This is a genomic window from Pseudomonas sp. E45-MNA-CIBAN-0222 (assembly GCF_040310405.1).
In the GTDB taxonomy this organism is placed as follows: Bacteria; Pseudomonadota; Gammaproteobacteria; order Pseudomonadales; family Pseudomonadaceae; genus Stutzerimonas; species Stutzerimonas stutzeri_AC.
Genome location: NZ_JBEOPU010000009.1, coordinates 134,110 through 148,541 on the forward strand (window position 1 = coordinate 134,110; position 14,432 = coordinate 148,541).

Annotated in this window: 13 protein-coding genes; 2 read left to right on the forward strand and 11 right to left on the reverse strand. The window is 64.4% G+C overall.

What is annotated here, in order from left to right; translation table 11 throughout:
• The first annotated feature begins 11 nt into the window (after positions 1–11).
• Both AAEZ08_RS14985 and AAEZ08_RS14990 read left to right on the forward strand, forming a co-directional pair.
• Positions 12–974, forward strand: a complete 963-nt coding sequence (locus tag AAEZ08_RS14985) for an alpha/beta hydrolase (protein ID WP_500124635.1) — start codon at positions 12–14, stop codon at positions 972–974.
• A gap of 82 nt (positions 975–1,056) precedes the next feature.
• Entirely contained in the window at positions 1,057–1,836 is a 780-nt protein-coding gene (locus AAEZ08_RS14990) for a hypothetical protein (protein ID WP_058064655.1), read from the forward strand.
• 10 nt (positions 1,837–1,846) lie between these two features.
• On the opposite strand, the gene AAEZ08_RS14995 is transcribed toward AAEZ08_RS14990, so the two are convergent.
• The 11 genes from AAEZ08_RS14995 to AAEZ08_RS15045 all read right to left on the reverse strand — a co-directional run bounded on the left by AAEZ08_RS14995 (position 1,847) and on the right by AAEZ08_RS15045 (position 14,428).
• Complete coding sequence (locus AAEZ08_RS14995; protein ID WP_003280666.1) at positions 1,847–3,070, reverse strand: maltoporin; 1,224 nt, start codon at positions 3,068–3,070, stop codon at positions 1,847–1,849.
• Between the two features lie 109 nt (positions 3,071–3,179).
• Positions 3,180–4,352 carry an ABC transporter ATP-binding protein gene (locus AAEZ08_RS15000; RefSeq protein WP_500124636.1) on the reverse strand — a complete coding sequence of 391 codons (1,173 nt, stop codon included), beginning with the start codon at positions 4,350–4,352 and terminating at the stop codon, positions 3,180–3,182.
• Between the two features lie 11 nt (positions 4,353–4,363).
• Positions 4,364–5,206, reverse strand: a complete 843-nt coding sequence (locus AAEZ08_RS15005) for a carbohydrate ABC transporter permease (RefSeq protein WP_500124637.1) — start codon at positions 5,204–5,206, stop codon at positions 4,364–4,366.
• Entirely contained in the window at positions 5,199–6,116 is a 918-nt protein-coding gene (locus AAEZ08_RS15010) for a carbohydrate ABC transporter permease (RefSeq protein WP_058064658.1), read from the reverse strand. Before AAEZ08_RS15010 ends, AAEZ08_RS15005 begins: the two co-directional genes overlap by 8 nt.
• A gap of 109 nt (positions 6,117–6,225) precedes the next feature.
• Positions 6,226–7,473: an ABC transporter substrate-binding protein gene (locus AAEZ08_RS15015; RefSeq protein ID WP_500124638.1), complete on the reverse strand. Its 1,248-nt coding sequence runs from the start codon at positions 7,471–7,473 to the stop codon at positions 6,226–6,228.
• 158 nt (positions 7,474–7,631) lie between these two features.
• Positions 7,632–9,047 (reverse strand): ATP-binding protein, encoded by a 1,416-nt coding sequence (locus AAEZ08_RS15020; RefSeq protein WP_500124667.1) that lies wholly within the window; start codon positions 9,045–9,047, stop codon positions 7,632–7,634.
• 19 nt (positions 9,048–9,066) lie between these two features.
• Entirely contained in the window at positions 9,067–9,801 is a 735-nt protein-coding gene (locus AAEZ08_RS15025) for a response regulator (protein WP_063540451.1), read from the reverse strand.
• Between the two features lie 57 nt (positions 9,802–9,858).
• On the reverse strand, positions 9,859–10,821 hold the full coding sequence (locus AAEZ08_RS15030) for a glucokinase (RefSeq protein ID WP_019406092.1): 963 nt from the start codon (positions 10,819–10,821) through the stop codon (positions 9,859–9,861).
• Positions 10,818–12,647 (reverse strand): phosphogluconate dehydratase, encoded by a 1,830-nt coding sequence (edd, locus tag AAEZ08_RS15035; RefSeq protein ID WP_500124639.1) that lies wholly within the window; start codon positions 12,645–12,647, stop codon positions 10,818–10,820. Before edd ends, AAEZ08_RS15030 begins: the two co-directional genes overlap by 4 nt.
• Before the next feature lie 172 nt (positions 12,648–12,819).
• Positions 12,820–13,587: an SMC-Scp complex subunit ScpB gene (gene scpB, locus AAEZ08_RS15040; RefSeq protein ID WP_283259067.1), complete on the reverse strand. Its 768-nt coding sequence runs from the start codon at positions 13,585–13,587 to the stop codon at positions 12,820–12,822.
• A 19-nt stretch (positions 13,588–13,606) separates the two neighbouring features.
• A complete protein-coding gene (locus tag AAEZ08_RS15045; RefSeq protein WP_102819586.1) occupies positions 13,607–14,428 on the reverse strand; it encodes a segregation and condensation protein A in 822 nt (273 codons plus the stop codon).
• Positions 14,429–14,432 lie beyond the last annotated feature (4 nt).

The window sequence follows — 14,432 nt, forward strand, 5'->3', positions numbered from 1 at the left end:
GAAGTCCCTCCATGCGTGCCCTGCTGATATTGCTGCTACTGACCATGTCCTCTTCTTTCGTACGGGCGCAAACCCTGCTCAATCAAACCCTGAATCTGGACACCGGCAGCGGCGTGCTGCAGGGCAGCCTGCTACTGCCCAAAAGTGAACGGGCAGTGCCGGTAGCGCTGTTGATCGCTGGCTCCGGTCCGACCGATCGGGATGGCAACAATCCGGCCGGACGCAACGACAGCCTCAAACGCCTGGCCCAGGGCCTGGCCAAAATGGGCGTGGCCAGCCTGCGTTACGACAAGCGCGGCATCGGCGCGAGCCAGGCAGCCGGCCCGGACGAGCGCGGGCTCAGCGTCGACGGCTATGTCAGCGATGCGCTGGCCTGGGGTGAAAAGCTCAAAGGCGACCCGCGCTTCAGTGAGCTGATCCTCATTGGCCATAGCGAGGGGGCACTGATCGCCAGTCTTGCGGCACCGAAGTCCGAAGCGGCAGCCTTGATCAGCATCGCCGGTAGTGGCCGACCGATCGACGAGCTGCTGCGCGAGCAATTGCAGGGGCGCCTGCCGCCAGCCCTACTCGCTACCAGCCATTACCTGATCGACGAACTAAAGGCCGGGCGCGCCCACGCCGAGGTACCCGAGCCCCTGCAGGTGCTGTTCCGGCCCAGTGTGCAGCCTTACCTGATATCGCTGTTCGCATACGATCCGGCCGAGGCCTTCGCTGCCGTCGATCTACCCGCGCTGATCATCCAGGGCCGCCATGACATCCAGGTCGGTATCGAAGACGCCGAAGCACTGCAGCGCGCCCAGCCCGATGCCCGCCTGGCCATGGTCGACGGAATGAACCACGTTTTGCGCATCGCCCCGGCAGACGCCAGCCAGCTGGCGTCCTACAACGACCCCGACCTGCCGATCGCACGCGGTCTGCTACAGGAGATACAGCGTTTCCTGCAGGATAATGGCATGCTGCCAGCCTCCAGTTAGTCGCCGCGCAGCCGATAGCCCGCGTGACGATGGCCCGATACGAATCCTGAACGAGCCGCCGCGCAGGCCCAGGAACGCGCAGATGACTGACACCGAAATCACCCAGACCACCGAGAAAGACCAGGCAGCACCGCCGAAGCATCCGTGGGCAGAGCTCAAGCCTGACCGTTTCCGCCTGCTGCGCTTGGCGCCGTTGCCTACCGAGCGCGACGGTGGCGCGCGCCCGCTGCGCTTCGTCGAGCTGGCACAGCTGGAGCGACACACGCCTGAGCAGAGCCTGCTGCGGATGTGCATCAACATCCCCGGCCAGGTGCGTTCGCGTAAGAACAATGTGCTGGAAGTCTGGGCCGATCACCGCAGCAAGGAACTACGCTTCGGCCCGGACACTGGCTTGCGCCTGGAGCCGGTGAACCGAGGGCTTGGTCGTTTTCTGCTGGCGCAAGGGGCCGCATGGGCACAAAGACGTTGGGGCCACTATCTGGTCGAAGGCGGCGCGTTGCCCAAGGATGTCTCAAGTGACGACCAGCGCCTGCGTCGCGACCACTGCCTGCGTACCCAAGGCTTTGACGTCGACTACCCACAGACAGAGCCGCTAAAGCCAACCTATGGAGCGTCGCGCGTCAGTGCACTGCGCCAGGATTGGAATGGTGAAAAGGTCCAGGTGGTAGAGCTGCAGGAAGCGGCGGCGATGCTGGAACAAGCCGACCGCAACCTGCAGGCGCAGGAAAACCAGATTCGTGAGCTGCAGGAGCGAATCGCCCGCTTCCGCCGTGAAGACGGTGCGCTGCGATTCACCATCGTTTGCCTGATCGCGCTGGCGCTGTTCCAAGCCGGCCTGCTGATCTGGATGGCGACGCGCTAATCCGCGACTTTTACCACCAGTGCTCCACCTGTACGCCGAAGTTCGAGCCGTGTTGCGCACTGCCGAACGCGCCGGTATCGGACAACGCCGAGCCCTCGGCCATCAGGTTGGCGGCTCGCTGCGCGGCATCGTTCCAGCTGGCATAGGTGTAATACAGACGGAACTCAGGCCGCGCCCAGAAGCCTGGGCCGGAAGGTGACCAGGTCGGCGCGATGGTGAACTTGCTCAGCTTGCGCGTGCCGTCGGTGGCGTCGATCTGGTCATGGCCCACCTCGGCGACGAGTTTGAACTGTTCGTTGATCGCATAGGCAGGACGCGCGCCCACCGACCACCAGTCCTGGTCGCCGCCGTCGGCGCGCTTGTCCTTCTGATAGACCACCTGGAACTGGCCGCCAAAGCGTGGCGTCAGCTGCCAATCAAAGTACTCCACCACTCGCCAGCTCTTGGCGCTGTCGTCCAGGGTCACGTCGCCGGTATAGCCGAGGCCGGTACCGGGCCCTTCGCCATACTGCAACGCCAGGGTGTTCTTGCCACCGAGAAAGTCGGACTGCACGTGCTGCACCGTCACCGCCCAGCCACTGTGGGCATCGTCTCGGCTGGGTTTGTCGATGTAGCTGAGGCCGAACTCCAGCTCACCGCCCGGATTGCTATCGAAGCCGCCGACGTTGAAGTCGTGGCGATTGACATAGTCTTTCTGGAACACGCTGTCCTTGCGAGAAAAGGCGTAGCTGTACTTCAGCCCACCGATCTCCATGTCCTCGACACCGGCGCCGGTGGCGCTCTGGTTCCAGTAGTAGAAATCTGAGATATGGATGTCGTTACGCTTGTAGAAGCGCCGGCCAGCCCAGAACGAACCATTGTTCAGCGCCGGCACCTTGCTCCACTCGGCATAGGCCTGCACCATCCGCGCCCAGCCATGATCACCGGTGAACTTCGGGGTATGGTTGTACTGGTTGTACAGCGCCGCCATGCCTTCCACGCTAAGCACCGAACCATCGGCAAAGGTGTAAAGGTCGTGACGAAGATCCAGCTCGCCGTACTGCTCACATTCGTTACCGAGGCGATACTTGGTCGGTGCACCGGGCAATTGGAAGCACGATTGCGAGTCGCTATTGACCGATTCACCCACGCCGCTACGCATGTAGCCGGTGAACTCCAGGGCATGGCCGCTCAATGGCAGGGCCATCGCGGCAACGGCAGTCGCTACGCCCAGGGCTGTCAGTGTTTTTTTCATATCCACTCCGCTTTTGTTGTTATTGATCGCTGGATCGAGCCGAGACGACTCTGTTCATTCCTGTAACCGTCACTTTCATCGACCGCCTGCTGGCAAGGCAGGCGGCATTTCACTGCGCGGTACCCGCTCCGTTGGAAACCAGCCGGGTTACCTTGCTCTCACGCACCGGCTCAGGCTGCACCACACCCAGCCGCTCGCCGGTTTGCGCATCGAACAGCAGCGCCTTGCGCGGATCGAATTGCAGGTGGAGCGTTTCGCCCACCAGCGGCGCTTGATCCGGAGCCAGGCGGCAACAGGCCTTGACCTGATTCAGGGTGAACACCACCAGCGTGTCTGGCCCGGTCGGTTCGACCACCTCGATGTCGACCGACAAAGCAAAATCCGCTGATCCGACCCCGGCGATCCCGATCTGTTCAGGGCGGATGCCGAGGATGAGTTCGCGATCACGCAGCCCCTCATCAGTGGCGATCGGCAGTGGCAGTTCACAGCTGCCCTGCTCGCTGTTGAGCACCCCCACCCAGCGCCCGTCACGCTGGCGAATGCGCAGCGGTACGAAGTTCATCGGCGGTGAGCCGATGAAGCTGGCGACGAACAGGTTGGCCGGGTTGTTGTAGATCTCGTGGGGCGTGCCGAACTGCTGGATCACGCCGTCCTTCATCACCGCGACCTTGTCGCCGAGGGTCATCGCCTCGATCTGATCGTGGGTGACATAGACGGTGGTGGTCTTTAGCCGCTGGTGCATCAGCTTGATTTCGGTGCGCATCTCCACCCGCAGCTTGGCATCGAGGTTCGACAGCGGCTCGTCGAACAGGTAGATCTTCGGCCGCCGCGCCAGCGCCCGGCCCATGGCCACACGCTGCTGCTGGCCACCCGACAGCTGCGACGGCTTGCGCTCAAGCAGCGGCTCGATCTGCAGCAGCTTGGCGACCCGCGCCACCTCCTCCTCGATCTTCGCCGCCGGCACCTTGCGCATCTTCAGGCCGAAGGCGATGTTGTCGCGCACCGTCATGGTCGGATACAGCGCGTAGGACTGGAACACCATGGCGATGTCGCGATCCTTCGGGCTGGCTTGGCTGATGTCCTCGCCGTCGACGAGAATCTCGCCGCCGGTGATGTTCTCCAGCCCGGCGATGCAGTTCATCAGGGTGGATTTACCGCAGCCGGAAGGGCCGACGAGGATGAGGAATTCACCGGCGTCGATCTTCAGCGCGATGTCCTTCAGCGTTGCGATCTGGCTGTTGCCATAACTCTTATGAACGTTGCGCAGTTCCAGGGAAGCCATCGTTGTTCTCCTCAACCCTTGACGGCGCCGGCAGTGAGCCCGCGCAGGAAGTATTTGCCGGCGACCACATAGACCAACAGCGTGGGCAGGCCGGCGATCATCGCGGCGGCCATGTCGACGTTGTATCGCTTGGCGCCGGTGCTGGTGTTCACCAGATTGTTCAGTGCCACGGTGACTGGCTGGGTGTCGCCACTGGCGAACACCACCCCGAAAAGAAAGTCGTTCCAGATCTGGGTGAACTGCCAGATCAGGCAGACCATGATGATCGGCACCGACATCGGCAGCAGGATGCGCCCGAAGATGGTGAAGAAACCGGCGCCATCCAGCCGCGCCGCCCGCACCAGCGCTTCCGGCACGCTGACGTAGAAGTTGCGGAAGAACAGTGTGGTGAACGCCAGGCCGTATACCACGTGCACCAGCACCAGACCGGTGGTGGTATTGGCCAGGCCCAGCTTGCCGAGGGTGAAGGACGCCGGCAGCAGGATCACCTGGAACGGCAGGAAGCAGCCGAACAACAACAGACCGAAGAACAGCTGCGAGCCGCGGAAGCGCCACATCGACAGCACATAGCCATTGAGCGCGCCCAGCGCGGTGGAAATCAGCACGGCGGGGATGACGATCTTCACCGAATTCCAGAAGTAGCCACCGATACTGTCCCAGGCAGTCAGCCAACCCATCGCGCTGAACGCTTCAGGCCAGCTCAGCAGGTTGCCGGTGCGGATGTCTTCCGGCGTCTTGAAGCTGGTCAGTAGCATCACGATCAGCGGCACCAGGTAGACGGCGCAGGCCAGCAACAGGGTGGCATGGATGGTCAGGCGCCCGAGGGTCAGGGGCGGTTGCGCGAAGTCAGACATGGCGCTTGTTCCTCAGCTCGGAGTACAAATACGGCACGATGATCGCCATCACCGCGCCGAGCATCAGCATGGCGCTCGCCGCACCCAGGCCCATCTGGCCGCGAGTGAAGGTGTGGGCGTACATGAACATCGCCGGCAGATCGCTGGAATAGCCCGGCCCACCGGCGGTCATCGCCGCCACCAGGTCGAAGCTCTTGATGGCGATATGGGCCAGGATCATCAACGCACTGAAAAACACCGGACGCAGGCTCGGCAGCACGATGCGCAGGTAGATGGTCGGCAGGCTCGCACCGTCCACCTGAGCAGCGCGGATGATCGACTGATCGACGCTGCGCAGGCCGGCGAGGAACAGCGCCATGACGAAGCCCGAGGCCTGCCACACCGCCGCGATCACCAGGCAATAGATGACCCGATCCGGATCAACCAGCCAGTCGAAGCGAAAGCCTTCCCAGCCCCAGTCGCGCAGCAGCTTGTCCAGGCCCAGGCCGGGATTGAGCAGCCACTGCCAGGCGGTGCCGGTGACGATCATCGACAGCGCCATGGGGTACAGGTAGATGGTGCGGATCAGCCCTTCGCGACGGATGCGCTGATCCAGCAGTACGGCAAGCACGACGCCGATGATCAGGCTGATGGCGATGAACAGGCCGCCGAAGACCAGCAGGTTCTGGCTGGCGACCCACCAGCGGTCGTTGTCCCACAGGCGCTCGTATTGCTGCAGGCCGACCCACTTGTAGCTGGGCATGAAGCGCGAATTGGTGAACGAGAGCAGGAAGGTCCAGCCGATGTAGGCGTAGAAGCCGACCAGCACGATCAGCATGCTCGGCGCCAGCACCAGCTTGGGCAGCCAGCGCTGCAGGGCGTCGAGCGGCGAGGCCTTGGCGGGCCTGGCTTGAAGCGCGATGGAGCTCATGGATTTGATCCCTCATGGAAATCCGGGATGTCGTCGCCCGCGGCACAGGGCAAAGCCTGTACCGGGACGAACGTTTCGGGAGCCGGGCGGACGCGGTCCGCCCTTAGCGTTACTGCACGGCCTTGATCGCCGCCGCCAGCTGCTTGGCCGCCTTTTGCGGGTCGGCCTTGGGGTCGTTGAAGAAGTTGGTGACGACGTCGAACACCGCGCCCTGCACGTAGCTAGAAGCAGCCATGCCATGGGTCAGACTGGGCTGCAGACCGCTGCCCTTGGCGGCTTCCTTGAAGTCGGTCATCGACTGCTGGGCGCAGGCGTCGAACTCGCTCATGTCCTGGTCCTGGCGAACCGGAATCGAGCCCTTGTTCTGGTTGAAGAAGGTCTGGAACTCAGGCTCCAGTACGGTGCGCGCCAGGTCTTCCTGGGCCTTGCGGTTGTCGTCGTTGCTGAGCTTGAACATCGCCAGGGAGTCGATATTGAAGGCGAAGCTGCCCTGGGTTCCGGGGAACGGCAGGCACTGGTAGTCCTCGCCAGCCACCTTGTTGGCGGCGGTGAACTCGCTCTTGGCCCAGTCGCCCATGATCTGCATGCCGGCCTTGCCGTCGATGACCATGCCGGTGGCACGGTTCCATTCGCGCCCGGCCGCGTCGGCGTCGATGTAGTCGCGCAACTTCTTCAGTGCGGTGAAGGCCTGAACCATCTTGTCGCCGGTCAGGGTGTCGTTATCCAGCTCGACGAAGGCCTTGTGATAGTCGTCCGGGCCGAGAATGCTCAGTACAAAACCCTCGAACACGGTGCCGTCCTGCCAGGGCTGGCCGCCGTGGGCAACCGGAATGAAGCCGGCAGCCTTGAGCTTGTCGGCTGCGGCGAAGAATTCGTCGAGGGTCTTCGGCGGCGTGGCGCCGGCCTTCTCGAACACCTCCGGGTTGATCCACAGCCAGTTGACCCGATGCACGTTGACCGGCACGGCCACATAGGAGCCGTCGTACTGCATGATCTTGCGCACCTGCTCGGGCAGCAGTTCGTCCCAGCGCTCGCTCTTGGCGGTGTCATCGAGGTTGGCGAGCAGGCCGAGTTCACCCCACTCCTGAATGTCCGGGCCCTTGATCTGTGCAGCGGACGGTGGATTGCCGGAAACGGCGCGGGTTTTCAGTACGGTCATGGCAGCCTCGCCACCACCGCCGGCAACGGCGAAGTCCTTCCAGCTGTGGCCTTTCTGCTCGACCAGCTTCTGCAGGGTGTCGGCCGCGCGCTTTTCACCGCCGGAGGTCCACCAGTGCAGAACTTCGACTTCGCCAGCGTGGGCGAGTACAGGCAGGGCGAGGGAAATGGAAAGAGCGAGACGATGGATCGCTTTCATGTAGAGGCACCTTCTTGTTTTTATCCTGCAAGTCATGGTCGCTTGCGATGGATCGAGTCTATGCGCAGAAAAATGGACACTGGGTAACGAAGGGATGGCCGATGGTCACGAGGCGGTTACAAAACCGCAGCACTCGTAACGAGGCGTACTGTGCGGACTCAACGGGGTAGCGTAAGCGTCACCCTCAGCCCTCCTTGCGGCAGGTTGCGCATGCTCAGCTCACCGCCGTGGGCATGGGCGATGTTGCGCGCGATACCCAGGCCCAGCCCGTAGCCCTGCTGCTGGCCGGAGAGCCGTACATGGGGTTCGAAAACGTGCTCCAGGCGCTGCTCCGGCACACCCGGGCCCTCGTCGTCAACGTGCAGCACCAGCGCCTCCTTGCCATCCTCGACGTGCAGGTGGGCACGCTCGCCATACTTCAGGGCGTTGTCCAGCAGGTTGCCGATGCAGCGCTTGAGTGCCAGCGGCTTGCCGGGGTAAGTCGCCAGCGCGCGTCCATCCAGGGTCACGCGGGTCTGGTCGCAGGCCTGGTAGGGCTCGACGATGTGTTCGAGCAGCAGATTGAGGTCCACGGCCTCGATGTTCTCGTGGATATCGGTGTCCTTAACACACTGCAGGGCACCCTTGACCAGCAGTTCCAGCTCGTCGAGATCGCGGTTGAACTTGACTTGCTGGGCCTCGTCCTCCAGCAGTTCGACCCGCAGCCGCAGCCGTGTGATGGGCGTACGCAGGTCGTGGGAGATGGCGCTGAACAACTGGCCGCGCTCGGTCAGATAGCGGCTGATGCGCTCGCGCATGTTGTTGAAGGCGCGGCTGACCTCGACGATCTCGCTGGCACCGATCTCGGCCAGCGGCCTCACTTCGCCTCCCACCGACAGCTCCCGCGCCGCCTTGGCCAGGCGCTTCAGCGGCCGGCTCTGCCAGCGCACCAGCAGGCCGATGAACAGCAGCAGGAAGGCGCTGGTCAGCACGATGAACCACAGCTGCTGCACCGGCAGCCCCTCGTCTTCCAGGCTGACGTAAGGCGCAGGCATCAGCGAGGCGAGGTAAAGCCACTCCTGCGGCGCGATCTGGATCTGCGTCACCAGCACCGGTGGCGCCAGCGGTTCGAAACCCAGCGCGTAGTGGGCCCAGGAGCGCGGCAGCTCCTCGAGCTTGATGCCGCTGTTGAAGATGCGCAGATCGTCCGGGCTGACGAACTCGATGGTCAGGTCCACCGCGCCACCCAGACGCTGGCGCAACACCTGCTCCACCTCGTGCAGCACTGCACGCTTGCGTGGCGTCTCAGGAAGGATCTTCATCTCCAGCGGCTTGTCGTTGAGCGAGACGAAGAAGCGCGTGCCGCCCATGCTGCGCAGCTGGTCCAGCACCAGTGGTCGGTAGCCGAGCGGCAGCGAACGGAAGTAGCTGACGCTTGCCCCCATCGACTGCGCCAGGCTGCGGGCGCTGGCCAGCAGTCCCTCCATCTGGCTGGCGCGCAGCTGCGATAGCCAGATCAGGCTCGACAGCCCTTGCGCCAGCAGCACCGCGAGCAGGGTCAGCAACAGCATGCGTCCGAGCAGCGAGCGCGGCACCAGCCGCAGGCGCCGCCGCTCAGTGCGCAGATTCATGGTGCGGCGTCACCTGGGTAGCCAACAAGTAACCGCTGCCACGTACCGTGCGAATCAGCCGCGGCGACTTGCCGGTGTCGCGCAGGCGCTGGCGCAGGCGACTGACCGCCATGTCGACGATGCGCTCCAGCGGCATCACCTCGCGGCCACGGGTGGCGTTGGCAATGGTGTCGCGGTCGAGGATCTGCTGCGGATGATCGAGAAACAGCTTGAGCAACGCGAAATCGGCACCGGAAAGAAAGACTTCCTCGCCATCGGCGTGGAACAGCCGGTGGCTGATCATGTCCAGCCGCCACTCATCGAAGGCCAGCACATCGCTGCCGCGCTCCTGGGCGAAGCTGACCCGTCGCAGCAGGGCCTTGATCCGCGCCAGCAGCTCGCGTGGGCTGAACGGCTTGCCGAGGTAATCGTCGGCGCCCAGCTCTAGACCGACCACCCGGTCGGCCTCGTCGGAACTGGCGGTGAGCATAATGATTGGCATCGAGGCCAGCCGCTCGTGCTGGCGAATCCAGCGGCAGAGGCTGAAGCCGTCCTCATCGGGCAGCATCACGTCGAGTATCACCAGATCGGCCGGTTCGGCGCACAGCGCGCTGCGAAACTGCGCGCCGTCCGGCACGCCGCGGACCTGAAAGCCCGAGCGGCTGAGATAGGTCTGCAGCAGTTCGCGGATTTCCTGATCGTCGTCGACCAGAAGGATGTTCTTACCTGCTTGGCTCACGTCACGTCCCTTTTCTTGTTGTTATCCGATCGCCCGTCGCCTTTCCCTGCCAGCCGGCTAGACGCCCTCCAGCAGCGATTGCAACGCCACGCCGGCGCCTTCCAGGCCCGGATAAGGCGCGGTCACCAGCCATACCGGCAGGCGATCGAAATAGCCACTCATTTGGCCCTTCTCGCACAGGGCCTCGCAAAAGCCGCTGTGCATGAAGAACTCGGCGAAGCGCGGCACCACGCCGCCGACGATATATACCCCGCCGCGTGCACCGAGCGTCAGCACGTTGTCGCCGACGATGCGCCCCAGCCAGCGGCAGAACTGCTCCAGCACGGCGACGGCGTACGGCTCGCCAGCCAGCGCGGCCTTGGTGATCCCAGCTGGAGAGTCGTGTTCGGCCGCTCGGCCATCCAGCGCGCAACAGGCACGATAGAGCGTCAGCAAACCCGGCCCGCTGAGCACGGCTTCGGCATTCACGTGGCCCTGTGCGCGGTGCAGTTGCGTCCAGATCGCCGCCTCGCGCTCGCTGCCGATCGGCAGACAGATATGCCCGCCCTCGCCCGGCAACGCGCGCCAGCCGCCGCCGACCAGCGGCAGCAGCCCGGCGACCCCCAACCCGGTGCCGGGGCCTATGACCAGACGCGGCCGGCCGGGTTCAGGCTCGCCCTCGCGGACCGTGACGCGCTCGTCATCGCGCAGCCGGGTCATACCCAGGGCCATGGCGGTGAAGTCGTTGATCAGCAGCAGATCCTTCAGGCCCAGTTCGCGGCAGAACGCCTGTCGGCTCAGCTGCCAGTGGTTGTTGGTGAAGCGGAAGTGATCGCCGCTCACCGGCCCGGCACAGGCCAGGCATACTGCTTCCAGCGCATCCAGCGGCTGGCCCACTTCGTCGAGGTAGGCGCGGATTGCCAGCTCCGGACGCGCATGGTCTGCCGTGGGCAGCACGCGAATCTGCTCGATCCGCTGATCGCGCCACAGCGCGAAGCGTGCATTGGTACCACCGATGTCGCCAACCAGCGCTGTCTTCACTTGAGCGCCTCCAGACTCTCGGTGAACGCGCTGGCGCCCTGCTCTGCCGTGCTGAAGGACGCGCGCATGAAGGCGAACAGCTCGCGACCGCAACCGATACCCATGTCTTCCGGGCGGATGGCCGGCTGGCGCGTCGCCCAGTCGGCCGGGTCGACCAGCGCCCGCAGCTCTCCGGTCTCGCCATCGACGCGGATGATGTCGCCATCACGGACCAGCGCCAGCGGCCCACCATCCAGCGCCTCCGGGCAGACATGGATGGCCGCCGGCACCTTGCCGGAGGCGCCGGACATGCGCCCGTCGGTAACCAGCGCCACCTTGTAGCCGCGGTCCTGCAGCACGCCAAGGAAGGGCGTGAGCTTGTGCAACTCCGGCATGCCATTGGCCTTCGGCCCCTGGAAACGCACCACGGCGATGAAATCGCGCTCCAGCTCGCCGGCCTTGAAAGCGGCTGCCAGCTCGCTCTGGTCGATGAACACCCGTGCCGGCGCCTCGACCACACGATGCTCCGGCGCCACGGCCGAGATCTTGGTCACGCCGCGTCCCAGGTTGCCTTCCAGCACACGCAGGCCGCCCTCCGGCGAGAAGGGCCGCTCTGCCGGACGCAGGATGGTTTCGTCCAGGCTCTGAGCGGGCCCATCGCGCCAGACCAGCTTGTCACCTTCGAGGAACGGCTCCTGGATATAGCGGCGCAGGCCCTTGCCGACCACCGTGTGCACATCCTCATGCAGCAAGCCGGCGTCGAGCAGCGTGCGCACCATGAAGGGCACGCCGCCGCAGGCATGGAAATGGTTCACATCGGCCTGACCGTTGGGGTAGACCTTGGCCAGGGTCGGCACCACCTCGGAAAGGTCGGCCATGTCCTGCCAGGTCAGCTGGATGCCGGCGGCGCGGGCGAATGCGGGGATATGCAGGGTGTGGTTGGTCGAACCGCCGGTGGCGTTGAGCGCGACCACCGAGTTGACGATGGACTTCTCGTCGACCACCTGGCACAGCGGCGTGTAATTGCCAGCCTGATGGGTCAGGCGGGTGACCTGCTGCGCGGCTTCGCGGGTCAGCGCATCGCGCAGCGGCGTGTAGGGATTTACGAACGAGGAGCCCGGCAGGTGCAGGCCCATGATCTCCATCACCACCTGATTGGTATTGGCGGTGCCGTAGAAGGTGCAGGTGCCCGGGCTGTGATAGGACTTCATTTCCGATTCCAGCAGCTCCTCGCGAGTCGCCTTGCCTTCGGCGTAGCGCTGGCGCACCGCGGCCTTTTCCTTGTTGGGGATGCCCGATGGCATCGGCCCACCCGGTACGAAGATCGTCGGCAGATGGCCGAAGCGCAGCGCACCGATCATCAGCCCCGGGACGATCTTGTCGCAGATGCCGAGCATCAGCGCGGCGTCGAACATGTTGTGCGACAGCGCCACCGCGGTGCTCATGGCGATCACTTCGCGACTGGCCAGGCTCATCTCCATGCCCGCCTCGCCCTGGGTCACGCCGTCGCACATTGCCGGCACGCCGCCGGCGAACTGGCCGACCGAACCAATCTCGCGCAGCGCCTGGCGGATCATCTCCGGAAAATGCTCGTAGGGCTGATGCGCCGAAAGCATGTCGTTGTATGCCGACACGATCGCGACGTTCGCCGCGTTCATCAGGCGCAGGCTCTGCTTGTCCTGAGTGGAATTGCAGCCGGCGACGCCATGGGCGAAGTTGGCGCATTGCAGCCCGCCTCGCTGAGGGCCCTCGCTGGCAGCGGCGGCCATCATCGCGAGGTAACGCTCACGCGTCTTGCGGCTGCGCTCGACCAGGCGCTCGGTGACTTCCAGAACTCGCGGGTGCATGCGTCTCTCCTGCTGCGGAATTTTGTTCTTCGACAACCATAAACCATCCGGAGTCGGTTGGCGTTCGGACAGGACGCAAGGCCAATGGTTGCACACGACATGCAGCTGCAGAGCTATGTCCCCAGCGGCGGGCTGCAGCGAGGCCGCCGGCGCCCCGGCGACATGCCTGGGCTCAGGGGGTCGATTGCTCCTCGTCGGAGTCGATGTCCGCGGCTTGCGCTTCGAGCAGGTCGTCGAAGTCGGTCTTGAGCCCCTGTTCCATGCCATCGAGTTCGGCCAGCAGGTTACGGAAGCTGGTCTGCTCGCGCGCGGGCGCCTGCGGCTCGTCCAACGTCTCGTCGGCGCGGGTCTGCAGGGCGACCGGCACGGCCGCATCGTCGTCGAGCAACGGGCGCAGCTCGGGCTCCATTTCCCGCAGCACGGCCAGCGGCGGCAGTTCGTCGAGGTTCTTCAGATTGAAATGGTCGAGGAATTGTCGGGTGGTGGCGAACATCGCCGGGCGCCCCGGCACGTCACGATGGCCAACCACGCGAATCCACTCGCGCTCCTGCAATGTCTTGACGATCTGGCTGTTGACCGCAACGCCGCGAATGTCCTCGATCTCGCCACGGGTGATGGGCTGGCGGTAGGCGATCAGCGCCAGGGTTTCCAGCAGCGCCCGGGAATAACGCTGCGGACGCTCCTCCCAGAGCCGCCCGACCCAGGGCGAGAAGCGCTGGCGCACCTGCAGACGATAACCGCTGGCCACCTCCTTGAGTTCGAAGGCGCGCCCCTTGCAGGACTTGTCCAGGACTTCGAGGGCCTTCTTCAGCTGCGCCGACGAGGGTCGTTCATGCTCCTCGAAGAGCTCGCCGAGGCGCTCCAGGGAGAGCGGCTTGCCGGACGCGAGCAGAAAGGCTTCGAGCAGCGAAGCGAGATCCTTGGGATCGGACAGGTCCACGGTTGACTCCTGCAAATGCCTATTCGGTACGACTGCGCACATGAATCGGCGCAAAGGGCTCATTCTGCACCAGCTCGACCAGCGACTCCTTGATCAGCTCGAGCACGGCCATGAAGGTCACCACCACGCCAAGGCGCCCTTCCTCGATCCTGAACAGCGCCACGAAGGGGACGAAGGCGCCACCCTTCAAGCGTTCAAGCACCTCGCTCATGCGTTCGCGGGTCGACAGCGCCTCGCGGGTCACCTGATGGCTCTCGAACATGTCGGCGCGGCGCAGCACCTCGGCCATCGACACCAGCAATTCTTCCAGGCTGACGTCCGGCAGCAGCTTGCGAGCCCGCGCCTCGGGTGCATCGAGACGCGGCACCTGCAGGTCGCGGCCGACACGCGGCAGTTCGTCGATGTCTTCGGCTGCGGCCTTGAAACGCTCGTACTCCTGCAGCCGGCGGATCAGCTCGGCACGCGGATCGTCTTCTTCCTCGGCGACCTCCGCCGAACGCGGCAGCAGCATGCGCGACTTGATCTCGGCAAGCATTGCGGCCATCACCAGATACTCGGCCGCCAGCTCCAGGCGTACCGATTTCATCAGCTCGACGTAGCCCATGTACTGGCGGGTTATCTCGGCCACGGGAATATCGAGAATGTCGATGTTCTGCTTGCGGATCAGGTAGAGCAGCAGATCCAGCGGCCCTTCGAACGCCTCGAGAATGACCTCCAGCGCGTCCGGAGGGATATACAGATCCAGCGGCAGTTCGGTGACGGCCTCGCCATAAACCAGCGCCAGCCGCAGCTGCTCGCCGGGCTGGATCATTTCTGTGCTGTGAGGCTCGCTTTGCTGCATGGAC

What these genes read in the sequence shown, in the direction of transcription:
- AAEZ08_RS15045 (WP_102819586.1), bottom strand. Translation starts at nt 14,428, where the DNA reads ATGCAGCAAAGCGAGCCTCACAGCACAGAAATGATCCAGCCCGGCGAG.
- AAEZ08_RS14990 (WP_058064655.1), top strand. Translation starts at nt 1,057, where the DNA reads ATGACTGACACCGAAATCACCCAGACCACCGAGAAAGACCAGGCAGCA.
- AAEZ08_RS14995 (WP_003280666.1), bottom strand. Translation starts at nt 3,070, where the DNA reads ATGAAAAAAACACTGACAGCCCTGGGCGTAGCGACTGCCGTTGCCGCG.
- AAEZ08_RS15010 (WP_058064658.1), bottom strand. Translation starts at nt 6,116, where the DNA reads ATGAGCTCCATCGCGCTTCAAGCCAGGCCCGCCAAGGCCTCGCCGCTC.
- AAEZ08_RS15005 (WP_500124637.1), bottom strand. Translation starts at nt 5,206, where the DNA reads ATGTCTGACTTCGCGCAACCGCCCCTGACCCTCGGGCGCCTGACCATC.
- AAEZ08_RS14985 (WP_500124635.1), top strand. Translation starts at nt 12, where the DNA reads ATGCGTGCCCTGCTGATATTGCTGCTACTGACCATGTCCTCTTCTTTC.
- edd (WP_500124639.1), bottom strand. Translation starts at nt 12,647, where the DNA reads ATGCACCCGCGAGTTCTGGAAGTCACCGAGCGCCTGGTCGAGCGCAGC.
- AAEZ08_RS15000 (WP_500124636.1), bottom strand. Translation starts at nt 4,352, where the DNA reads ATGGCTTCCCTGGAACTGCGCAACGTTCATAAGAGTTATGGCAACAGC.
- AAEZ08_RS15015 (WP_500124638.1), bottom strand. Translation starts at nt 7,473, where the DNA reads ATGAAAGCGATCCATCGTCTCGCTCTTTCCATTTCCCTCGCCCTGCCT.